General features: G+C 65.5%; 17 protein-coding genes. 5 read left to right on the top strand and 12 right to left on the bottom strand.

The features are described from left to right. Positions 1-169: 169 nt before the first annotated feature. On the bottom strand, positions 170-1,663 hold the full coding sequence (gene guaB, locus EHH60_RS07465) for an IMP dehydrogenase (protein ID WP_124158809.1): 1,494 nt from the start codon (positions 1,661-1,663) through the stop codon (positions 170-172). A gap of 380 nt (positions 1,664-2,043) precedes the next feature. Between guaB and EHH60_RS07460 the strand changes: the two genes are divergently transcribed. Further along, a complete protein-coding gene (locus EHH60_RS07460) occupies positions 2,044-3,534 on the top strand; it encodes an MFS transporter (protein WP_124158808.1) in 1,491 nt (496 codons plus the stop codon). A 105-nt stretch (positions 3,535-3,639) separates the two neighbouring features. Here the strand turns inward: EHH60_RS07460 and EHH60_RS07455 are convergent, their stop codons facing one another. After that, the gene (locus EHH60_RS07455) at positions 3,640-4,326 is read right to left on the bottom strand and encodes an RlmE family RNA methyltransferase (RefSeq protein WP_124158807.1); all 687 of its coding nucleotides are present in this window, start codon (positions 4,324-4,326) and stop codon (positions 3,640-3,642) included. Position 4,327: 1 nt separating this feature from the next. Further along, positions 4,328-5,413: a Ppx/GppA phosphatase family protein gene (locus EHH60_RS07450; RefSeq protein ID WP_124158806.1), complete on the bottom strand. Its 1,086-nt coding sequence runs from the start codon at positions 5,411-5,413 to the stop codon at positions 4,328-4,330. 209 nt (positions 5,414-5,622) lie between these two features. Between EHH60_RS07450 and EHH60_RS07445 the strand changes: the two genes are divergently transcribed. Continuing rightward, positions 5,623-7,995, top strand: a complete 2,373-nt coding sequence (locus tag EHH60_RS07445) for a xanthine dehydrogenase family protein molybdopterin-binding subunit (RefSeq protein WP_124158805.1) — start codon at positions 5,623-5,625, stop codon at positions 7,993-7,995. Between the two features lie 124 nt (positions 7,996-8,119). On the opposite strand, the gene EHH60_RS07440 is transcribed toward EHH60_RS07445, so the two are convergent. Continuing rightward, entirely contained in the window at positions 8,120-8,920 is an 801-nt protein-coding gene (locus EHH60_RS07440; RefSeq protein WP_124158804.1) for a hypothetical protein, read from the bottom strand. A 104-nt stretch (positions 8,921-9,024) separates the two neighbouring features. On the opposite strand from EHH60_RS07440, the gene EHH60_RS07435 reads away from it, so the two are divergent. Genes EHH60_RS07435 through EHH60_RS07425 form a run of 3 tightly spaced genes read left to right on the top strand, consistent with a single transcriptional unit; the run spans position 9,025 to position 12,413 of the window. Further along, positions 9,025-9,516: a YaiI/YqxD family protein gene (locus EHH60_RS07435; protein ID WP_124158803.1), complete on the top strand. Its 492-nt coding sequence runs from the start codon at positions 9,025-9,027 to the stop codon at positions 9,514-9,516. 2 nt (positions 9,517-9,518) lie between these two features. Next, positions 9,519-11,330 carry an ABC-F family ATP-binding cassette domain-containing protein gene (locus EHH60_RS07430; RefSeq protein ID WP_124158802.1) on the top strand — a complete coding sequence of 604 codons (1,812 nt, stop codon included), beginning with the start codon at positions 9,519-9,521 and terminating at the stop codon, positions 11,328-11,330. Positions 11,331-11,333: 3 nt separating this feature from the next. Then, a complete protein-coding gene (locus EHH60_RS07425) occupies positions 11,334-12,413 on the top strand; it encodes a D-TA family PLP-dependent enzyme (RefSeq protein WP_124158801.1) in 1,080 nt (359 codons plus the stop codon). Between the two features lie 112 nt (positions 12,414-12,525). On the opposite strand, the gene EHH60_RS07420 is transcribed toward EHH60_RS07425, so the two are convergent. The 8 genes from EHH60_RS07420 to EHH60_RS07385 all read right to left on the bottom strand — a co-directional run bounded on the left by EHH60_RS07420 (position 12,526) and on the right by EHH60_RS07385 (position 21,712). Beyond that, entirely contained in the window at positions 12,526-13,743 is a 1,218-nt protein-coding gene (locus EHH60_RS07420) for a BaiN/RdsA family NAD(P)/FAD-dependent oxidoreductase (RefSeq protein WP_283811810.1), read from the bottom strand. Further along, positions 13,740-14,657 (bottom strand): SDR family NAD(P)-dependent oxidoreductase, encoded by a 918-nt coding sequence (locus EHH60_RS37970; RefSeq protein WP_124158799.1) that lies wholly within the window; start codon positions 14,655-14,657, stop codon positions 13,740-13,742. The genes EHH60_RS07420 and EHH60_RS37970 overlap by 4 nt, the downstream gene beginning before the upstream one ends. Before the next feature lie 121 nt (positions 14,658-14,778). Continuing rightward, positions 14,779-15,258, bottom strand: coding sequence for a MaoC family dehydratase (locus tag EHH60_RS07410; protein ID WP_124158798.1), 480 nt, complete (start codon positions 15,256-15,258; stop codon positions 14,779-14,781). After that, entirely contained in the window at positions 15,259-16,971 is a 1,713-nt protein-coding gene (locus EHH60_RS07405) for an AMP-binding protein (RefSeq protein WP_124158797.1), read from the bottom strand. Then, entirely contained in the window at positions 16,971-17,978 is a 1,008-nt protein-coding gene (gene mmsB, locus EHH60_RS07400; RefSeq protein WP_502697398.1) for a 3-hydroxyisobutyrate dehydrogenase, read from the bottom strand. The genes EHH60_RS07405 and mmsB overlap by 1 nt, the downstream gene beginning before the upstream one ends. Continuing rightward, entirely contained in the window at positions 17,888-18,955 is a 1,068-nt protein-coding gene (locus tag EHH60_RS07395; protein ID WP_124158795.1) for an enoyl-CoA hydratase/isomerase family protein, read from the bottom strand. Before EHH60_RS07395 ends, mmsB begins: the two co-directional genes overlap by 91 nt. Next, positions 18,952-20,097, bottom strand: coding sequence for an isobutyryl-CoA dehydrogenase (locus tag EHH60_RS07390; protein ID WP_124158794.1), 1,146 nt, complete (start codon positions 20,095-20,097; stop codon positions 18,952-18,954). The genes EHH60_RS07395 and EHH60_RS07390 overlap by 4 nt, the downstream gene beginning before the upstream one ends. A gap of 118 nt (positions 20,098-20,215) precedes the next feature. Beyond that, a complete protein-coding gene (locus tag EHH60_RS07385; RefSeq protein WP_124158793.1) occupies positions 20,216-21,712 on the bottom strand; it encodes a CoA-acylating methylmalonate-semialdehyde dehydrogenase in 1,497 nt (498 codons plus the stop codon). Positions 21,713-21,774 lie beyond the last annotated feature (62 nt).

Raw genomic sequence — 21,774 nt, 5'->3', positions numbered from 1 at the left:
AGGATGGAAGTGGGCAGTCGCGCTTGCAATGACGATATGAAGAAGGCCGGCGCCTCATTCTCCGTCGTCATGCCCGGACTTGACCCGGGCATCCACGAAGCCGCGGAGCAAGACCCCGTGGATGGCCGGGTCCAGCCCGGCCATGACGATGGAGAGAGCGAAGCGAGAACTAACCCCCGCCCGGATAATTCGGGCTCTCGCGCGTGATGGTGACGTCGTGGACGTGGCTTTCGCGCAGGCCGGCGCCGGTGATGCGGACGAACTGGGCCTTCTCGTGCAGCTCCTTCATGTCGCGTGCGCCGACATAGCCCATCGCGGCGCGCAGGCCGCCGGCGAGCTGGTGCATGACGTGGCCGACCGCGCCCTTGTAGGGCACCTGGCCCTCGATGCCTTCAGGCACGAGCTTGAGCGTGTCCTTGATGTCCTGCTGGAAATAGCGGTCGGCCGATCCCCGCGCCATCGCGCCGACCGAACCCATGCCGCGATAGGCCTTGTAGGACCGGCCCTGCCACAAAAACACTTCGCCGGGCGTCTCGTCGGTGCCGGCGAGCAGCGAACCGACCATGGCGATGTCGGCGCCGGCAGCGAGCGCCTTGGCGAGGTCGCCAGAGTATTTGATGCCGCCGTCGGCGATGACGGGGATGTCGGCCTTCTTCGCCGCCTCCACCGCATCCATGATCGCGGTGAGCTGGGGAACGCCGACGCCGGCGACGATGCGGGTGGTGCAGATCGAGCCCGGGCCGATGCCGACCTTGATGCAATCCGCGCCTGCGTCGATCAGCGCCTGCGCGCCTTCGGTGGTGGCGACGTTGCCGGCCACGACCTGCACCGAGTTGGACAGACGCTTGATCCGGTTCACCGCGTGCAGCACGTGGCGGGAATGGCCGTGCGCGGTGTCGACGACGACGAGGTCGACGCCGGCATCGATCAGCCGCTCGGTGCGCTCGAAGCCGGTATCGCCGACGGTGGTGGCGGCGGCCACGCGCAAGCGCCCCTGCGCGTCCTTGCAGGCGAGCGGATGGGCGACCGCCTTCTCCATGTCCTTCACGGTGATCAGGCCGACGCAGCGATATTGCTCGTCGACGACGAGCAGCTTCTCGATGCGGTGCTGGTGCAGCATCCGCCGCGCCTCGTCCTGGCTGACATTCTCACGGACCGTGACGAGATTTTCGTGCGTCATCAGCTCGGAGATTTTTTGCTGGCGATTGGTCGCAAACCGCACGTCGCGGTTGGTGAGAATGCCGACCAGCTTGCCGGGGGTCGACTTGCCGGCGCCGGTGACGACGGGAATGCCGGAAATGCCGTGGTCGCTCATCAGCTTGAGCGCGTCGTCGAGCGTGGCCTCCGGGCTGATGGTGAGCGGGTTCACCACCATGCCGGACTCGTAGCGCTTGACCTGCCGGACCTGGGCGGCCTGCCCTTCGGGATCGAAATTGCGGTGGATGACGCCGAGGCCGCCGGCCTGCGCCATGGCGATCGCCATGCGGGCCTCGGTGACGGTGTCCATGGCGGAGGCCATGATCGGGATGTTGAGCGGGATGGCGCGGGTGACGCGGGAGCGGATGTCGACCTCGCCCGGCATGACGTCGGACAGGCCCGGCTTCAACAGTACGTCGTCGAACGTAAAGGCTTCGCGGATGCCCTGAAGTTGCACCGTGGCCATCTGCCAACTCCTTCCTGCGGCCCTGCCGCAAACGCTAATGGATGAGCGCCGCCCTCGGCGTACCTTGCGGCATCGCCTTGAGAATCGGAGCCCATCGGTGGGGTTGACGCGGGTCGATAGCACGGCCGCGTGACGAATCAAAGCGATTCAGGCCGCCGGCCAGCCATGCACAGGCTTTTTACGCAAATTCCGCGAGGATAGCCCCTACGCGGCCATTCGGGGGCGCGACGAAGTCGCGGGCCCGGAACGCCGGAGGCGGAGGGTCACACCGTTGTTATGCAGGATTTAGGTGCCATGCGTCGATCCGCAATGGTCGGGAGCAGGCGGCGGTGATAAGCCGAAATCGCGCCCCTCCTCCCGATTTTCATTACCAATCCGTCATGGTCGACAAGCAACGCGTCATTCCGCTGATCGTGGCCACTGCTCTCTTCATGGAGAACATGGACTCCACGGTGATCGCCACCTCGCTGCCGGCGATCGCGGCCGACATCGGCACCAGCCCGCTGACGCTGAAGCTCGCGATCACCTCCTATCTGCTGTCGCTCGCGGTGTTCATTCCGGCGAGCGGCTGGACCGCCGACCGCTTCGGCGCACGCATGGTGTTCGCGATCGCGGTCGGGGTGTTCATGGTCGGCTCGGTCGGCTGCGCGCTCTCGACATCGGTCACCGACTTCGTGTTCGCGCGCATCCTGCAAGGCATGGGCGGCGCGATGATGACGCCGGTCGGACGCCTCGTGCTGCTGCGCTCGGTCGACAAGAGCGCACTGGTCAATGCCATGGCCTGGGTGACGGTCCCTGCCCTCATAGGTCCCGTGATCGGCCCGCCGCTCGGCGGCTTCATCACCACCTACGCATCCTGGCACTGGATCTTCCTGATCAACATCCCGATCGGGCTGCTCGGCATCTTCATGGCGCTGCGCTTCATCGATCCCATCAAGAGTGAGGAACGCGAGCCGTTCGACCTCTATGGCATGGTGCTCGCTGGGCTGGGCCTCGCAGGCATCGCCTTCGGCCTGTCGGTTGCCGGCCTCAATCTGCTTCCGTGGAGCACCGTCGCAGCGTTGATCGCGGGCGGTGCGATCTCGATGACGCTCTACGTCATGCATGCCCGGCGGACGGGATCGCCGGTGCTGGATTTCTCGCTCCTGAAGCTGCCGACGCTGCGCGCGGCCGTGTTCGGCGGCTTTCTGTTCCGCCTCGGCATCGGCGCGCTGCCCTTCCTGCTGCCGCTCTTGATGCAGATCGGCTTCGGCCTGTCGCCGTTCCATTCCGGCCTCGTCACCTTCGCCTCCTCGCTCGGCGCCATGGGCATGAAGACGCTGGCCGCGCGCATTATCCGCACCTTCGGCTTCCGCAATCTGATGACGGTGAACGCGATCGTCAGCGCGTTCTTCCTCGGCGTCTGCGCGCTGTTCACGGTGTCGACGCCGCTGCTGATCATCATGGTCATCCTGGTGGTCGGCGGCTTCTTCCGCTCGCTGGAGTTCACCGCCATCAACACGGTCGCCTATGCCGAGGTCGAGACCGCGCAAATGAGCCGCGCCACCACCCTCGTCAGCGTCAACCAGCAGCTCGCGGTGTCAGCCGGCGTCGCCGTCGGCGCGGCCTGTGTCGAGACCACGATGTGGCTCAGTCATGTCAGCGAGCTCAACGCCACCGTGTTCGCGCCGGCCTTCGTCGTGGTCGCGGTGACCTCGGCCGCTTCGAGCTGGTTCTTCTGGCAGATGCCCGCCGACGCCGGCAACGAGATCTCCGGCCGCAAGGCCGTGGAGATCGCTAGCCGCAAGGGCGCGGGCAAAGGCGCGGCGAAAGCCGCCGTCAAGGCGGCAAGCGAGGATACGCAGGACGTGCGGGATCAGAGGTTGGGGTAGTTTCCCGTCGTCATTGCGAACGCAGCGAAGCAATCCAGACTCCGTCTGCGGGGAAAGTCTGGATTGCTTCGTCGCAAGAGCTCCTCGCAATGACGGAAGTCGTGCCTACGCCTTCGCCCCAGCCCTAAATCCCGTCGCCAGCACGTAGCGCTCCGACGAGTCCTGCCGGCTCGCGGCGGGCTTCACATGGCGCACCGTCGCAAAATCGCGCTTGAGCTGGGCGAGCAACTCGGCGTCGGCACCGCTCTGGAACGTTTTTGCCAGGAACGTGCCGCCGGGCTTGAGCACGTCGCAGGCAAAGGCTGCGGCGGTCTCGACCAGGCCGACGATGCGGAGCTGGTCGGTCTTGCGGTGACCGGTGGTGTTTGCGGCCATGTCGGACATCACGACGTCGGCGCCGCCGCCCAGCATCGCGGTGAGCTTCTCGGGGGCATCGTCGTCCATGAAGTCGAGCTGCGCGAAATCGACACCGGGGATCTCCGGCATTTCCAGCAGGTCGATCGCGACGACTCTGCCCTTGCCTTCCGCGGAGCCGACGCGCTTGGCGGCGATCTGGCTCCAGCCGCCGGGCGCGGCGCCGAGATCGACCACGGCCATGCCGGGCTTCAACAGCCGATACTTGTCATCGATCTCCAGAAGCTTGAACGCCGCGCGCGAACGATAACCTGCCGCCTTGGCTTTCGCGACATAGGGATCGTTGAGCTGCCGCTCCAGCCAAAGCTTGGACGACAATTTGCGCTTGCCGCCAGTCTTGACCTGGACGTGCAAGCGGCCGGTGGTGTCCTTGGCCATCTCACCAGCTCCTGAGCGCGCCGTCCTCGCGCATCATCTCGACCAGCATGCCTTCGCGCAGGCCCCGGTCGGCGACGCGCAGGCGCGGCAGCGGAAAGGCGCGGCGGATGGCATCGAGGATGGCGCAGCCGGCGAGCACGAGGTCGGCGCGCTCGACGCTGATGCAGCTGTTGTTCGCGCGCTCCTCATAGCTCATGCCGAGCAGCTTGTTGATGGTCGCGGTGATGTCCGCATCGTTCATCCAGATGCTGTCGATACGACGGCGGTCGTAGCGCGGAAGGTCGAGATGGATGCCGGCGAGCGTCGTCACCGTGCCTGATGTGCCGAGCAGGTGCATGCCGGTGAGATCGCGGCCGTGCTCCTCCGCGAATGGGGCGACGTGGCGCGCAACCTCCTGCTCCATCGCCGCATAGATCCCGGTCGTCACGTCACGGCCGCCGAACTGCTCGGCGAGCGTGACCACACCGTACGGGATCGACATCCAGGCCTTGATGCGCGGCTCCGGATTGGCGGGATCGCGCTCGATCCGCACCAGCTCGGTCGAGCCGCCGCCGATGTCGAACAGGATCGCGCCCCGCCCCCTGGGGTCGACCAGCGGCGAGCAGCCGAGCACGGCGAGCGCGGCCTCGGTCTCGCGGTCGATCACCTCGAGCTCGATGCCGGTCTCGGCCGCAACGCGGCTGCGGAAACCTTCCGCGTTGGAAGCCGCGCGGCAGGCTTCGGTCGCGATCAGCCGCAGCCGCCGTGCCTTCCGCAGATTGATCTTGTCGCGGCAAATGCTGAGCGCGGCGATGGCGCGCTCGATCGCGGCGTCGCTGATGCACCCCGTCGCCGAGACGCCCTCGCCGAGCCGGATGATGCGCGAGAAGGAATCGACCACGCGAAAACCGTCCTGAGTCGGACAGGCGATCAGCAGCCTGCAATTGTTGGTGCCGAGGTCCAGCGCCGCATAGACGCCGGTTCCCGGCGCCTGCGCGCCGACGGCCGGATTGGTGGCCAACGCCACCGCCGCCATCGACCCCTCGAGCTTACCGTGCGGCCCATGTTGGCTGACATGGCCGTCGCGGAGCCGCGTGTGGTCATTCATACAAACTGTCTTTCCGCGGCCGGTCGGGCCGGTCTGGAATTGATTATTCGCCTGAAACATTAGCAGCGCGGCAGGCCTGCGCAACAACGCATCACATGGGACCATGTCCAATCGTGCGTTGTCGTGAACCGGGGTGGTGGGTTATTTGAAGGACTCCGGTCCCCCGCTGCCGCAAAAATGCGCAAATACCGGCTTTTCAGGTCGATTCCATGCAAGAACACACCAAATCGTCCACGCTCGAGAATGCTATTGCACTGCAAAAATATGGCGTCGGGCAACCGGTCCGCCGCAAGGAGGACGACACGCTGGTGCGCGGCAAGGGCCGCTACACCGACGATTTCAACCTGCCCGGCCAGGCCTATGCCGTAATTGTCCGCTCCACCCATGCCCATGGCCTCATCCGCGGCATCGACAGCGAGGCCGCCAAGGCGATGCCGGGCGTGCTGGGCGTGTGGAACGGCAAGGATCTCGATGCCGCCGGTTATGGCCCCTTCACCTGTGGCCTGCCTCTGAAGAGCCGCGACGGCTCGCCCCTGCTCCAGACCAATCGCCAGCCGCTCGCGACCGACAAGGTCCGCTTCGTCGGCGATCCCGTCGCCTTCGTGGTCGCGGAGACGCTGGCGCAGGCGCGCGACGCCGCCGAGGCGGTCGAGCTTGACATCGAGCCGCTGCCCGCGGTGACGGATCCCGAGGAAGCCGCCAAGCCCGGCGCGCCGCAGCTTTACGACCACATCCCTGGTAACGTCGCGCTCGACTACCATTATGGCGACATGGACAAGGTCAACGCGGCCTTTGCCAGCGCCGCCCATGTCACCAAGCTCGACATCGAGAACACCCGCGTCGCCGTGGTCTCGATGGAGCCGCGTGTTGGCCTTGCCTCCTACGACAAGAAGACCGAGCGCTACACGCTACAGGTGCCGACGCAGGGCGTCGCCGGCAACCGCGCCAATCTTGCCAAGAACCTCAACGTGCCGAATGAGAAGGTGCGCATTCTCACCGCCAATGTCGGCGGCTCCTTCGGCATGAAGAACATCAACTATCCCGAATACATGTGCATCCTGTATGCGGCGAAGGCGCTGGGACGGCCGGTAAAGTGGCTGGACGAGCGCTCCACCAGCTTCCTCTCCGACAGCCACGGCCGCGCGCAGAAGATTCATGCCGAGCTCGCGCTCGATGCCGAGGGGCACTTCCTCGCCGCAAAACTGTCCGGCTACGGCAATCTCGGCGCCTACATCACCGGCGTCGCGCCGGGGCCGCTTTCGCTCAACACCGGCAAGAACTTCTCCAGCGTCTATCGCACGCCGCTGATGGCGGTCGACATCAAGACGGTGCTCACCAACACCACGCTGATGGGCGCCTATCGCGGCGCCGGCCGGCCCGAGGCGAACTACTACATGGAGCGCCTGATCGACCGCGCCGCCGACGAGATGGGCATCAACCGGTTGACCTTGCGCAAGCGCAACTTCATCAAGCCGAACCAGATCCCGTTCGCGGCCTCCTCCGGCGTCACCTATGACAGCGGCGACTTCCAAGCCGTGTTCGACAAGGCGCTCGAAATTTCCGACCACGAGAATTTCACCAAGCGCAAGAAGGAGAGCAAGAAGGCCGGCAAGCTGCGCGGCATCGCGATCGGCTCCTATCTCGAGGTCACGGCCCCGCCGAGCCCCGAGCTCGGCAAGATCGTGTTCGATCCGGATGGCACCGTGCAGCTCATCACCGGCACGCTCGATTACGGGCAAGGTCATGCGACGCCGTTCGCGCAGGTGCTTTGCCAGCAGCTGGGCGTTCCCTTCGAGAGCGTCAAGCTCGTGCAGGGCGACAGCGACATCGTCCACACCGGCAACGGTACCGGCGGCTCGCGCTCGATCACTGCGAGCGGCCAGGCCATTGTAGGGGCCGCCAAGCTCGTGATCGAGAAGGGCAAGCGCGCCGCCGCGCATATGCTGGAAGCGTCCGAGGCAGATATCGAGTTCGCCGACGGCAACTTCACCATCGCCGGCACCGACCGCAGCATCGACATCATGGAGCTCGCCAAGAAGCTGCATGACGGCAAGGTGCCCGAGGGTGTGCCTGACAGCCTCGACGTCGACCACACTAGCGAGCCGGTGGCATCGGCGTTCCCGAACGGCTGCCACGTCGCCGAGGTCGAGATCGATCCCGAGACCGGCGTGGTGCAGATCGTGCGCTATAGCGCAGTCAACGACTTCGGCACGGTGATCAATCCGCTGCTGGTCGCGGGCCAGCTCCATGGCGGCGTGGTCCAGGGCATCGGGCAGGCGCTGATGGAGCACATCCGCTATGACGACAGCGGCCAGCCGATCACCGGCTCGCTGATGGACTACGCCCTGCCGCGCGCCGAGGACGTGCCGAACATGACGGTGGGCGATCATCCGGTGCCGGCAACGACCAATCCGCTCGGCAGCAAGGGCTGCGGCGAAGCCGGCTGCGCCGGCAGCCTGTCGACGGTGGTGAATGCGGTGATCGATGCTCTGTCGGAGTACGGCATCAAGCACATCGACATGCCGCTGACCCCCGAGCGGGTGTGGCGCGCGATCCAGGAGGCGAAGACCAAGGCGGCGTAAGGGAGCGCACCCTCTTTCAGCCGTCATGGCCGGGCTTGTCCCGGCCATCCACGCCTTCGCGCACCAAGAACGTGGATGCCCGGACAAGCCCGGGGATGACGATGTGACGATGGTGGCCCCGCGCCTACGCCGCCGCCTGCTCACGCGGCTGGTAGATCGCGGTGTGCTGGCAATGCGCTAGCGGCGTCGTGCCGTTGGCGACGACGAGCGCGTCGAGTTCGACGAAGCGGTGGCCCTTCTTCTCGTAGTTCGCGGTGACTTTTGCCCGCGCGGTAATCTCGTCGCCGGCGCGCGCGGCTGACAGCAGCTGCATGCGGCTGCCGACATGAATCCAGGGTCCCAGGATGGTGTTGTCGACGAGGACGCGGTTCATCACGCGCTGGATCAGTCCGGGATGGCCGAGATCCTCGCGCGTGAAGATCGGGTCGGTCTCCCTGATGTCGGCGAGATAATCATTGGCGTCCCGCCCGGCCCAGCGCCGCGGCGTCGTGCCGAGCCATTTGCCCATCTCGAACGTCGCCGGGCTGACCGGCTTGCGCTCGGCGACGGCGGGGACTTCGACAAAGTCACTCAATGACACCGCCGGCACGGCCGCCGGCAGCGAGGCCGTCCCGGTCGCGCAGAGCTCTGTGCGGCTGAAAACCTCGATCGTCAGCAAGCCGTTGTGCTCGGTGGCATCGACATCGGCGGTCTCGCCGTCATAGACCGGCTTGATGAAGCGGGCCTCGATCAGTCCGCGCGACAGGAAATCGTGCCCCCAGCGCGCGATCGGCACGTGCATCATGTAGGCGAACACATCGACGCCGGGGACCAGTCCGCCGGAAAAGCCGAAGCGGCGTGCCACATTGTCGTCGTGCATCTTGTTTTCGGACTGCTTGGCGGTGTTGAAGGCCTCGACGCGGTAGGTTTCGAGCCGGTTCGGCATGGGTATCTTCCCTGTGTTCTTGTTGTTCAGGGGCGATCGTAGGGCCTGAGGAACCAGGGTCAATCCCCTCGCCTTTGCGGTCCGAATGGGGTACCACGCGGCGAATGACTGACACCCCCACCCGCATCTATGTCGACGCCGACGCCTGTCCGGTCAAGGACGAGATCTACCGCGTCGCGCTCCGGCACGGCGTGCCCGTGAGCGTCGTCGCCGGCAATTTCATTCGCGTGCCGCAGGACCCCTTGATCGAGCGCATCGCCGCGGGTGCCGGCATGGACGCGGCGGACGACTGGATCGCGGAGCGCGCCAGGCCCGGCGACGTCGTCGTGACATCCGACATTCCGCTGGCGAGCCGGTGCGTGAAGGCGGGCGCCGACGTGATCGCGCCGAACGGCAAGCCGTTTACCGAAGAGTCGATCGGAATGACACTGGCGGTGCGCAATCTGATGACCGACCTGCGATCGGCCGGCGAAGTCACCGGCGGACCGCGATCGTTCGCGCCGCGCGACCGTTCAGCCTTCCTCTCGGCGCTCGACCAGACGCTGCGCCGGATCCAGCGCCGCCGCACGGATGCGGCCGCCACCAGTCGGGGCTGATCATGGCGCCCCCGCTGATCCAGCTGAAAGACATCAGGCTGACCTTCGGCGGCACGCCGCTCCTGAGCGGCGTCGACCTCAATGTCGCGCCGTCCGAACGCGTCTGCCTGATCGGCCGCAACGGCTCCGGCAAATCGACCCTGCTCAAGATCGCCGCCGGCCTGGTCGAGCCGGACGGTGGCACGCGCTTCGTGCAGCCGGGCGCCACGGTTCGCTATCTGCCGCAGGAGCCCGATTTCGGCGAGCACAAGACCACGCTCGCCTATGTCGAGTCCGGCCTTGCCCCCGGCGACGATCCTTACCAGGCGCGCTATTTGCTGGAGCAGCTCGGGCTGACCGGCAACGAGGACCCGCATAATCTCTCCGGCGGCGAGGCCCGCCGCGCGGCGCTGGCTTATGTGCTTGCGCCCTCGCCCGACATCCTGCTGCTGGACGAGCCGACCAACCATCTCGATCTCGCCACCATCGAGTGGCTGGAACAAGAGCTCGACAGCCGCCGCAGCGCGCTGGTGATCATCAGCCACGACCGCCGCTTTCTCACCAATCTCTCGCGCTCGACCGCCTGGCTCGACCGCGGCAGGATCAAGCAGATCGACCGCGGCTTTGCCTCGTTCGAGACGTGGCGCGACGAAGTGCTCGCGGAAGAAGAGCGCGACCAGCACAAGCTCGACCGCAAGATCGTCGACGAGGAGCACTGGCTGCGCCATGGAGTCTCCGGCCGCCGCAAGCGCAACGTCAAGCGGCTCGCCAATCTGCACGCGCTACGTGACCAGCGCCGCAATTATCGCGGCACGGCGGGCACCGCCAGTCTCGCCGCCGCCGAAGCGGAGCAATCCGGCAAGCTGGTGATCGAGGCGAAATCCATCACCAAGGCCTATGGCGAGCGCAAGATCGTCGAGAATTTCTCGACGCGCATCCAGCGCGGCGACCGACTCGGCATCATCGGGCCGAACGGCGCCGGCAAGACCACGCTGGTCAATCTGCTCACCGGCGGGATGCAGCCTGACTCCGGCACGGTGCGGCTCGGCGCCAATCTGGAGATGGCAACGCTCGACCAGCACCGCGAAAGCCTCGATCCCAAGTCGACGCTGGCGGAAGCCCTCACCGGCGGCCGCGGCGACCAAATCATGGTCGGCGGCAAGCCGAAGCATGTCGTCGGCTACATGAAGGACTTTCTGTTCGCACAGGAGCAGCGCGGTACGCCGCTCGAAGTGCTCTCCGGCGGCGAGCGCGGCCGGCTGATGCTGGCACGCGCGCTGGCAAAGCCGTCGAACCTCCTGGTGCTGGACGAGCCGACCAACGATCTCGATCTCGAGACCCTCGACGTGCTCGAGGAGATGCTCGGCGACTACGAAGGCACGGTCATCCTGATCAGCCACGACCGCGATTTTCTCGATCGCGTCGTCACCTCCGTGATCGCGCCCGAGGGCAACGGCAAGTGGATCGAATATGCCGGCGGCTACAGCGACATGCTGATCCAGCGCGGCGCCGACCTGAAGCGTGAGACAGCGAAGGCGCAGCCGCCTGCAGAGAAGAAAGAGGAGCGCGCCGCCGCTTCCTCGTCCGCGCCCAAACGTAAGCTCAGCTTTAACGAGAAGCACGCGCTGGAAACGCTGCCGAAGAAGATGGAAACGTTGCAGGCGAGTATCGCCAAACTGCAGCGCGTGCTCGACGATCCCAGTCTTTATGCGAAAGATCGAAAAAAATTCGACGATACGTCGGCCGCGATCGCCAAGGCGCATGAAGAATTGTCCGCCGCCGAGGAGCGCTGGCTCGAACTTGAAATGCTCCGTGAAGAGATTGAACAGGCATAACTTATGACAACAACTCTTGCCGCCAGGATCGCCCGCGAATACGGCACGCCCTGCGCCGTCATCGACATGGACCGGGTCGAGCGCAACATCGCACGCATCCAGAAGGCCTGCGACGACGCCGGCATCGCCAACCGCCCCCACATCAAGACGCACAAGAATCCGACGATCGCCAAGATGCAGGTCGCGGCCGGTGCGAAGGGCATCACGTGCCAGAAGCTCGGCGAAGCCGAGATCATGGCCAATGCCGGCATCGACGACATCCTGATCAGCTACAACCTGCTCGGCGAGGAGAAGATGGCGCGACTCGGCGCGTTGCAGGCGAAGGCCAACATGACGGTGGCCGCCGACAATTCGACCGTCGTCGCCGGGCTGCCGAAGGCTGCGGCGGCGTCAGGCCGCCCGCTTTCGGTCGTCGTCGAATGCGACACCGGCCGCAAGCGCGCGGGTGTCGAGACGCCGGCCGAGGCGATTGCGCTGGCGCGTGAGATCGCCTCGTCCAAGGGGCTCGAATTCGCCGGCTTCATGCTCTACCCTACTGAGACCGGCTGGACCGAGGCGCAGAAATTTTATGACGAGGCGCTGGCGGGCGTCCGGGCGCACGGGCTCGATGCCAAGATCGTCTCGACCGGCGGCACGCCGAATCTCGTCAATATCGGCAAGCTCAAGGGCGGCACCGAGCATCGCTTCGGCACCTACATCTACAACGACCGCATGCAGGTGGCCGCGGGCTCGGCGACCTGGGACGATTGCGCGCTGCACATCTATTCGACCGTGGTGAGCCGCGCCGCGCCCGAGCGCGGCATCCTCGACGCCGGCTCGAAGACGCTGACCACAGATACCGGCGGCCTCGACGGCCACGGCCTGATCCTGGAGCATCCCGAAGCGAAAATCGCGAAGTTCGCCGAGGAGCACGGTTTTCTCGATCTGTCCCGCAGCAACACGCGGCCCAATGTCGGCGATGTCGTCCGCATCGTGCCGAACCATGTCTGCGTCGTCGTCAACATGATGGACGAAGTGGTGATGGTGCGCGGCGAGGAGATCATCGGCACGCTGCCGGTCGCGGCGCGGGGGAAGCTGCGGTAGCGGGCACGTTCTTTTCACGACCGTCATTGCGAGGAGCTCTTGCGACGAAGCAATCCAGAATCTTTCCATGCAGAAACTCTGGATTGCTTCGCTGCGCTCGCAATGACGGTGGTTATCTCTTTAGCCAGTCCAACATGCCTCTGCCCGCGGCAGCCCCAGTCGCGAACGAGGCCTGCAGCAGATAGCCGCCGGTCGGCGCTTCCCAGTCCAGCATCTCGCCGGCAGCGAACACGCCCGACAATTTGCGCAGCATGAAGCGATCGTCCAGCTCGTCAAAAGTTATTCCGCCCGCTGTCGAGATCGCCCGATCAATCGGGGCAACGCCAGTGAGCCGAACCGGAACTGCATTGATCAGGCGCGCGAGCTCGGCCGGCGAGAGCGATGCCAGCGGCCGGCCGGACGCGATGGCGGCCTCCTGCATCAGGCCGATTCCGACCGGCGACAATTGCGCCGCCTTGCGCAGGAAGTTGGCCAGCGATTGCTTGCCGCGCGTACCCGACAGGCGCGTCGCCAGATCGGCGACGGCAAGATCCGGCCGCAGCGCGATCATTAGCGTCGCCTGCCCGAGACCCAGCACCGCCTCGCGCAGCTCGGCCGACAGCGCGTAGATCGCACCGCCTTCGATGCCGCTGCGCGTAATCATCGCCTCGCCGCGCACCGTGTGTGCATCGATCGTCAGCGCCACGCCCTTGAGCGGCTGGCCCTCGAAACGGTCGCGAAACACATCGGACCAAGCGACCTTAAAGGCGGAATTGGCGGGCCGCAGCATCGAGACGGCAATGCCCTTTGCGGCGAGAAGATCGACCCAGCCGCCGTCCGATCCGAGCCGCGGCCAGCTTGCGCCGCCGAGGGCGAGCACCACTGCCCTGGCCTCGATCGACCGTTCGCCGTCGCCGGTGCGAAACAGCAAGCGGCCGTGCTCGTCCCAGCCGATCCAGCGATGACGAAAAGCAAAGCGCACGCCGGCGGCATCGAGCCGCCGCAGCCAGGCGCGCAGCAAGGGCGAGGCCTTGAACGCTTTCGGGAACACCCGCCCGCTGGTGCCGACGAAGGTCGCCTCGCCCAGTGCCTCGCTCCAGGCGCGCAGCGCGGCCGGCGGGAATGCCTCGATCGCCGCTTGCAGCTTCGGTGCCGCCTCACGATAGCGCGTGATGAACTGCGGCAGCGGCTCGCTGTGGGTGAGATTGAGCCCGCCGCGGCCGGCCATTAGGAATTTACGGCCCGCCGACGGCATGGCGTCATAGACGGCGACGCGGACGCCGTCCTGCGCCAGCATCTCCGCCGCCATCAGCCCGGCAGGGCCGGCGCCGATGACGGCGACGGCCGTCAGAGCTTGATCCCCGCCCGTGCGGCGGCCTGTGCGACGTATTTCTGCGTCTGCTCGAACGCGCCTTGCAGCGCTTTCGCCTTCGACATGTCGCTGATCTCTTCGAAATGCGCGGCGACCGCGTCGGGCGTCCATTCGGACTCCGGCAGGTTGATGCCTTCGCTCTCCAGGATCTTGATCACGGCGAAGGACCCGGCGCCGGCGCCCATGATGGTGCGGGTGGGCGCGTCCTCGCTGAGCATATACTCGACCGCCGGGGTGATCGCGTTCGGCTTCATCAGTTGCAGCGCCTGTGGCGGCAGCAGCTCTTCGGTCATGCGCGTCGCCGCGGTCGGGGAGATGATGTTGACGCGGATGTTGTTCTTGCGGCCTTCCTCGGCGAGCACGTTCATCAGGCCGACCATGCCGGACTTGGCCGCACCGTAATTGGCCTGGCCGAAATTGCCGTAGAGGCCGGACGACGACGTCGTCAGCACGATGCGGCCGTAATTGCGGTCGCGCATACCGGCCCAGGCCGCCTTGCAGCAATAAAAGGTGCCGACGAGGTGCACGTCGAGCACCTTCTGGAAATCGGCCACCTCCATCTTGCCGAACGACTTGTCGCGCAAAATGCCGGCATTGGCGCACAGGAGATCGACGCTCCCCCACTCCTTGGTGGCGCGCTCGACCATGGCGGTGACCTGCTCGAAATTCGACACGTCCGCGCCGTCGGCCATCGCGATGCCGCCGGCTTTGCGGATCTCCTCGACCACAGCTTCGGCCGGCGATAGCGAGCCGCCGCTGCCGTCACGCGCCCCGCCGAAATCGTTGACCACGACCTTGGCGCCGCGGCTGGCCAATCCCAGCGCGTGCGCCTTGCCGAGACCATTGCCCGCGCCGGTGACGATAGCGACGCGTCCGTCGAACCTGATTGCCATGAGTGCATTTCCCAGATGTTAGCCCGTCATGGCCGGGCTTGACCCGGCCATCCATCAAAATCGTCAGGCTTTTGAGCAGCGATGGGTTGCCGGGTCAAGCCCGGCAACGACGGCCTGGGACTTACGCGAAATAGATCAACCCAAGCCATTCGGCGACCAGCGCCGGCTTGTCCTCGCCCTCGATCTCCACCGTGACGTTGGTACGGGACTGTAGCTCGTTGGGCTTGCGCAGCTTGGCCTCCGCCAGCACGAAGCGGCCGCGCACGCGCTTGCCTGACCGGACCGGGGAGATGAAGCGCAGTCTGTCGAAGCCGTAGTTCACGCCCATCGTGGTGCCGGCGATGACAGGCATCACCTCGTAGGACATGATCGACAGCAGTGACATCGTCAGGAAACCGTGCGCGATGGTGGTGCCGAAAGCGGTTTCGTTCTTGGCTCTTTCAGGGTCGACATGGATGAACTGGTGATCCTCGATCACGTCGGCATAGGTGTCGATACGGGGTTGGTCGATCAGGTGCCATGAGGACACGCCGATTTCCTTGCCGACCATGGCCTGATAGGCCTGAAGCGTAATCGGCGGCTTCTTCCAGACTTCGTTCACTTAGGTCTCGCTCCGTGTCTTTGCCAGCTCCGGAAAATCCTCCTCGCGGAATTCCCGGCCGCGCAGCGGATCGTCGCGATCATTGTCGCGTTCCAGCCGTCGTAGCTGGACCCGACGGATTTTTCCAGAGATCGTCTTCGGCAGCTCGGCGACGATTTCGAGACGGCGGATGCGTTTGAATGGCGCGAGGCGCGTGTGCAGATGCCTGAAGATGGAGAGTGCCGTTTCGGATGAACGTTCCGCGCCCGACGTCAGCAGCACGAAGGCCTTGGGAATGGCGAGCCGGATCGGATCCGGGCTCGGGACCACCGCAGCTTCCGCGATCAGCTCATGCTCCATCAGCACACTCTCGAGCTCGAACGGACTGATGCGGTAATCCGACGACTTGAAGACGTCGTCGGAGCGGCCGACGAAGGTGAGATAGCCCTCGTCGTCCTCGAACACGACGTCGCCGCTGCGATAGAGCTCGCCTTCGGCGCCCAGCAACTCGCCATTGTCGCCCTGATAGCCTTGCATCAGGCCGGCCGGGCGCTCAGTCCCGAGCACCAGCGTGACCTCGCCCTCCTTTGCGGGATTGCCGTCGGCATCGCTGATCTGGACGCGATAGCCCGGCAGCGGCCGGCCCATCGAGCCGACCTTGATCTTCTGGCCTGGCGAGTTGCCGGCGAGCGCCGTGGTTTCGGTCTGCCCGTATCCGTCACGGATGGTGAGGCCCCAGGCCGCCCGCACCTGGTCGATCACTTCAGGGTTCAACGGTTCGCCGGCGCCGCAGACCTCGCGCAAGGCCACGTTGAACGATGCAAGGTTCTCCTGGATGAACAGCCGCCATACGGTCGGCGGCGCACACAGCGTGGTGACGCCGCAGCGACCGATGGTGGCGAGCAGCGCCTTGGCATCGAAACGCGGCTGGTTGACCACGAACACGGTCGCGCCGGCATTCCACGGCGCGAAGAAACAGCTCCAGGCGTGCTTGGCCCAGCCGGGCGACGATATATTGAGATGGATATCGCCGGGTTTCAGACCGATCCAGTACATGGTCGAGAGATGGCCGACCGGATAGCTGCGCTGGCTGTGCCGCACCAGCTTTGGTTTTGCGGTCGTGCCCGAGGTAAAATAGAGCAGCATCGGGTCGTCGGCATTGGTCGGACCGTCAGGCGCGAAGCTCTCCGAGGCGTTCGCCGCCTGATCATAGGCCAGCCAACCATCGGAAGCCGCGCCGACCACGATGCGAACGACATTCTCGGTGCCGAGGCTTGCAAACTTCGCCACCTGATCCTCGGCGGCCACCACCGCCCTCGCCCTGCCGCGATCAAGCCGGTCGCGCAGCTCGTCGGCGGTGAGCAGCGTCGTCGCTGGAATGACGACGACGCCGAGCTTCATCGCCGCCAGCATGGTCTCCCACAACGGAACCACATTGCCGAGCAGCAGCAGGAGATGATCGCCGCGCTTCAAGCCCTGCGCACGGAGAAAGTTCGCGACCTGGTTGGAGCGGCGCGACAGCGCCGCGAAGGACAGCTTCGTCTGCTTGTCCTGGGCGGCATCGACGATCCAGAGCGCGGGACGGTCCTTGCTGTTCGCCGCCAGCTCGGCGTCGAACCAGTCGAGCGCCCAGTTGAACGCAACCGGATCGGGCCAGCGGAAACCTCTGACTGCTGCCTCGTAATCCGTGCGGTGCTTTAGCAGAAACGCGCGCGCTTCCTGGAATGTCGTCATCAAGCTTTCCCGGCCAGACTCCTAACGTGCTTGATAATTCCGGAAAAATCCACCCCGCCCTGCCCGGCTGCGTCGAAAGATTGATAAATCTCCTGCGCATGTTTGCCGAGCGGCGTCGCCGCACCGGCCGCCTTCGCGGCGTCCTGCGCCAGGGTCAGATCCTTCACCATCAGCGCCGAAGCAAAGCCCGGCTTGTAGTCGTTGTTCGCGGGCGAGGTCGGCACCGGGCCCGGAACCGGGCAATAGGTCGTCAGCGACCAGCACTGGCCGGACGAGGTCGAGGCGACGTCGAACAGCGCCTGGTGCGAGAGCCCGAGCTTTTCGCCGAGCGCGAACGCTTCGCTCACCGCGATCATGGAAATGCCGAGGATCATGTTGTTGCAGATCTTGGCCGCCTGCCCCGCGCCGGCACCGCCGCAATGGACGATCTTCTTGCCCATGTTCTCCAGCACGGGCTTCGCGGCTGCGAACGCCTTCTCCTCGCCGCCGCACATGAAGGTGAGCGTGGCGCCCTTGGCGCCGCCGGTCCCGCCGGAGACCGGCGCGTCGACCGAAAGCACACCGTTCTTGTTAGCCAGCGCGTGCGCGGCCCTCGCGCTTTCGACGTCGATGGTAGAGGAGTCAATGATCAGCGCGCCCCTGGTCATGACGGGCACGACCTCGTTCCAGACACCGAGCACGTGCTTGCCTGCGGGGAGCATGGTGACGACGACATCGGCGCCCTTCACCGCACCCGCGGCGCTGTCGGCGATGCTGGCGCCGTCGGCCTTGGCCTGATTGCGGGAGGCCTCGACGAGGTCGAACGCCACCACCTTGTGGCCGGCCTTGACCAGATTGGCGGCCATCGGGCCGCCCATGTTGCCCAGACCAATGAATGCGATCGTGGCCATTGTCGTTTCCTCCGCTGCAGTGTTGATTAATTGAACTTCAGCTCGTCGGCGCCGATCTCGGCGAGATACGGCGCAAGCATTTCCGGCGTCACATCCTCGATCCGCGGCGGCGACCAGGTCGGATTGCGGTCCTTGTCGATCACGGCGGCGCGCACGCCCTCGCGGAAATCATCGCTGTGGAAGACTTCCAGCGCGGCACGGTATTCCCGCACCAGGCACTCTTCCAGAGTCGACGTGGTCCGCGCGAGCCGCAGCAGTTTCAGCGTCACCACCATGCCGCGCGGCGACTTTTCGTTGAGCGTCTTCAGCGTCGCCTGTGCGAATTCGGAGCCGTCACGTTTCAGTGCCGCGAAAATGTCCTCCATGCGGTCGAAGCCGAACAGCGCGTCGATCATCGCCTGCTTCGCGGCCACCGGCCCGGCGATCTCGTCGGTCGCAAAGGCCTCGATCAGCTTGGCGACCTCGGCCGCGGTCGCTCCGGAACTAACCCTCGTCAGCGCCTCGCGCAGCTCCGGGAGTTTCGCGGCCGGCACCACCCAGTCCGCGAACTTCGCGTGGATGGCATCCGGACCGTTCATGGTCTGGCCAGTCAGGCCGAAATAGGTGCCGATCTCGCCCGGCGAGCGCGACAGCAAATAAGTGCCGCCGACATCGGGGAAGAATCCAAGCCCGACCTCGGGCATCGCCAGCTTGGTGCGATCCGTGACGACGCGGTGGCTGGCATGAGCCGACAAACCGACGCCGCCGCCCATCACGATACCGTCCATGAAGGCGACATAGGGCTTCGAAAACTTCTTGATCCGGGCATTGAGGATGTATTCCTCGCGCCACAGGATCTTGCCGAGGTCGCCACCAGCCTTCGAGCTTTCCCAGAGCGTGCGAATGTCCCCGCCGGCGCACAGGCCGCGCTCGCCGGCGCCTTCCAGCACGATCACGGCGACGGACGGATCGGCCTCAAAGCGGTCGAGCGCCTTCTCGATGTCGCGAAACATCTCCAGCGTCACGGCGTTGATGGCCTTGGGACGGTTGAGCCGGATGATGCCGGCCGCCCCCTCGACGCGGGCGACCAGATCGCCCTCTTCCACTGCCGTCATCGCGCGCCCTCGATCAGCTTGCGCGCCACGATGAGCCGCATGATTTCGTTGGTGCCTTCGAGGATCTGGTGCACGCGCAGATCGCGCACGATCTTCTCGATGCCGTACTCGCTGAGGTAGCCGTAGCCGCCGTGAAGCTGGAGCGCGTGGTTGGCGACCTCGAAGCCGACATCGGTGCCGAAACGCTTGGCCATCGCGCAGAGCATGGTGGCATCGGGGTCCTTCCGATCAAGCGCCGCAGCGGCGCGCCACAGGAAGGTGCGGGCGGCCTCGAGTTCGATCGCCATGTCGGCGAGGCGAAATTGCAGCGCCTGGAACTCGTCCAGCCGCTTTCCGAACGCCTTGCGCTCCTTCATGTAGGCACGCGACTTGTCGAGCGCAGTTTGGGCACCGCCAAGAGAACACGCCGTGATGTTGAGGCGGCCGCCGTCGAGACCGGCCATCGCGATCTTGAAGCCTGTGCCCTCCTCGTTGAGCCGATTGGCGACGGGCACGCGGGCGTTTTCGAACATGACGGCGCGGGTCGGCTGCGCATTCCAGCCCATCTTGCGCTCGTTGGCGCCAAAGGCGACGCCCGGCGTCTTGCCCTCGATGACGAGAGTCGAGATGCCGCCGGGGCCGTCGCCGCCGGTCCTGACCATCACGACCAGGAGATCGGTGCCGCCGGCGCCGGAGATGAATTGCTTCTGGCCATTGAGGACGTAATAGTCGCCGTCGCGCACCGCGCGGGTGCGCAAGGCCGCCGCATCGGAGCCCGCGCCCGGCTCGGTCAGGCAGTAGCTCGCGATCAGCTCCATGGTGCAGAGCTTTGGCAACCACATGTGGCGCTGGGTGTCGCTGCCGAAGGCATCGATCATCCAGCTCGCCATGTTGTGGATGGAGATGAAGGCCGAGGTGGTCGGGCAACCCGTCGCCAGCGCCTCGAAGATCAGCGCCGCGTCGAACCGCGTCATGGCGGAGCCACCGACATCGTCGCGGATATAGATGCCGCCCATGCCGAGCGTGGCAGCTTCGCGCATGACGTCGACGGGAAAGTGCTTCTCCTCATCCCAGCGCAGCGCATGCGGCGCGATCTTTTCGGCCGCAAACGCCAACGCCATGTCGCGAACCGCGATCTGATCCTCGTTCAGAGCGAACTGCATGCCGGCTGCTCACTATTCTCGTCATTGCGAAGAGCGCAGCGACGAAGCAATCCAGTGTATCCGAGGAGAAAGTCTGGATTGCTTCGCTGCGCTCGCAATGACGGGCTGGGCTACAGCCTTACTTCATCAGCGGGATCGAGAACTCCGCACCCTCCTTGACACCGGACGGCCAGCGCGAGGTCACCGTCTTGGTCTTGGTGTAGAAGCGGATCGAATCCGGGCCGTGCTGGTTGAGATCGCCGAAGCCCGACTTCTTCCAGCCGCCGAAGGTGTAATAGGCGATCGGAACCGGGATCGGCACGTTGATGCCGACCATGCCGACGTTCACCTTGGCCGCGAAGTCGCGCGCTGCGTCGCCATCGCGGGTGAAGATGGCAACGCCGTTGCCGTAGTCATGGTCCGACGGCAGCGCCAGCGCTTCCTTGTAGTCGTGCGCGCGCACCACCGAGAGCACAGGGCCGAAGATCTCTTCCTTGTAGATCCGCATGTCCTTGGTGACGTTGTCGAACAGCGAACCGCCGAGATAGAAGCCGTTCTCATAGCCCTGCATCTTGAAGCCGCGGCCGTCGACGGCGAGTGTCGCGCCTTCCTTGATGCCGATGTCGATGTAGCTCTTGACCTTCTCGACCGCCTCGCGGGTCACGAGCGGACCGTAGTCGGCCGACGGATCGATCGAGGTGCCGATCTTCAAGGATTCGACGCGCGGGATCAGCTTCTCCATCAGGCGGTCGGCGGTCGACTTGCCGACGGGAACAGCGACCGAAACGGCCATGCAGCGCTCGCCGGCGGAGCCGTAGCCGGCGCCGATCAGCGCGTCGACGGCCTGGTCCATGTCCGCGTCGGGCATGACGATGGCGTGGTTCTTGGCGCCGCCGAAGCACTGGCAGCGCTTGCCGGTCTGCGCGGCGCGCTCATAGATGTACTGCGCGATCGGGGTCGAGCCGACGAAGCCGATGGCCTTGATATCGGGATCGTCGAGGATGGCGTCGACCGCCTCCTTGTCGCCGTTGACGACGTTGAGGATGCCGGCCGGCAGGCCCGCTTCCATCATGAGTTCAGCGAGCAGCATCGGCACGCCAGGATCGCGCTCCGACGGCTTGAGGATGAAGGCGTTGCCGCAGGCGATCGCCGGCGCGAACTTCCACATCGGGATCATCGCCGGGAAATTGAACGGCGTGATGCCGGCGACGACGCCGAGCGGCTGGCGCATCGAATAGATGTCGATGCCGGGGCCGGCGCCTTCGGTGTACTCGCCCTTCATCAGATGCGGAATGCCGCAGGCGAATTCCGCGACCTCGAGGCCGCGCTGGATGTCGCCCTTGGCGTCGGGAACGGTCTTGCCGTGCTCGCGCGCGAGCAACTCGGCGAGCTTGTCGTAGTCGCGCTGCACCAGCTCGACGAACTTCATCATGACGCGAGCGCGGCGCTGCGGGTTGGTCGCGGCCCATTCGGGCTGTGCCGCGCGCGCGTTCTCGACGGCGGCGCGGACTTCGGCCTTGGCCGCCAGTGCCACCTTGGCCTGGACGTCACCGGTCATCGGCTCGAAGACGTCGGCAGTGCGGCCCGAGGTGCCCTTCACCTCCTTGCCACCGATGAAATGTCCGATTGAACGCATGGAATGGTCTCCTTCAGGCCGAGCGTGGTCGCTTTGACAAATCCTATCGACCTGCATTTTAT

The organism is Bradyrhizobium sp. RP6, from assembly GCF_003837805.1.
Taxonomy (GTDB): Bacteria; Pseudomonadota; Alphaproteobacteria; order Rhizobiales; family Xanthobacteraceae; genus Bradyrhizobium.
Note: the sequence above shows the minus strand (reverse complement) of the source record. Positions and strands in the feature narration are given on the sequence as shown.

What these genes read in the sequence shown, in the direction of transcription:
- EHH60_RS07385 (WP_124158793.1), bottom strand. Translation starts at nt 21,712, where the DNA reads ATGCGTTCAATCGGACATTTCATCGGTGGCAAGGAGGTGAAGGGCACC.
- EHH60_RS07455 (WP_124158807.1), bottom strand. Translation starts at nt 4,326, where the DNA reads ATGGCCAAGGACACCACCGGCCGCTTGCACGTCCAGGTCAAGACTGGC.
- EHH60_RS07425 (WP_124158801.1), top strand. Translation starts at nt 11,334, where the DNA reads ATGACAACAACTCTTGCCGCCAGGATCGCCCGCGAATACGGCACGCCC.
- EHH60_RS07435 (WP_124158803.1), top strand. Translation starts at nt 9,025, where the DNA reads ATGACTGACACCCCCACCCGCATCTATGTCGACGCCGACGCCTGTCCG.
- EHH60_RS07405 (WP_124158797.1), bottom strand. Translation starts at nt 16,971, where the DNA reads ATGACGACATTCCAGGAAGCGCGCGCGTTTCTGCTAAAGCACCGCACG.
- EHH60_RS37970 (WP_124158799.1), bottom strand. Translation starts at nt 14,657, where the DNA reads ATGGCAATCAGGTTCGACGGACGCGTCGCTATCGTCACCGGCGCGGGC.
- EHH60_RS07440 (WP_124158804.1), bottom strand. Translation starts at nt 8,920, where the DNA reads ATGCCGAACCGGCTCGAAACCTACCGCGTCGAGGCCTTCAACACCGCC.
- EHH60_RS07460 (WP_124158808.1), top strand. Translation starts at nt 2,044, where the DNA reads ATGGTCGACAAGCAACGCGTCATTCCGCTGATCGTGGCCACTGCTCTC.
- EHH60_RS07390 (WP_124158794.1), bottom strand. Translation starts at nt 20,097, where the DNA reads ATGCAGTTCGCTCTGAACGAGGATCAGATCGCGGTTCGCGACATGGCG.
- EHH60_RS07430 (WP_124158802.1), top strand. Translation starts at nt 9,519, where the DNA reads ATGGCGCCCCCGCTGATCCAGCTGAAAGACATCAGGCTGACCTTCGGC.
- EHH60_RS07445 (WP_124158805.1), top strand. Translation starts at nt 5,623, where the DNA reads ATGCAAGAACACACCAAATCGTCCACGCTCGAGAATGCTATTGCACTG.
- EHH60_RS07450 (WP_124158806.1), bottom strand. Translation starts at nt 5,413, where the DNA reads ATGAATGACCACACGCGGCTCCGCGACGGCCATGTCAGCCAACATGGG.
- guaB (WP_124158809.1), bottom strand. Translation starts at nt 1,663, where the DNA reads ATGGCCACGGTGCAACTTCAGGGCATCCGCGAAGCCTTTACGTTCGAC.
- EHH60_RS07395 (WP_124158795.1), bottom strand. Translation starts at nt 18,955, where the DNA reads ATGACGGCAGTGGAAGAGGGCGATCTGGTCGCCCGCGTCGAGGGGGCG.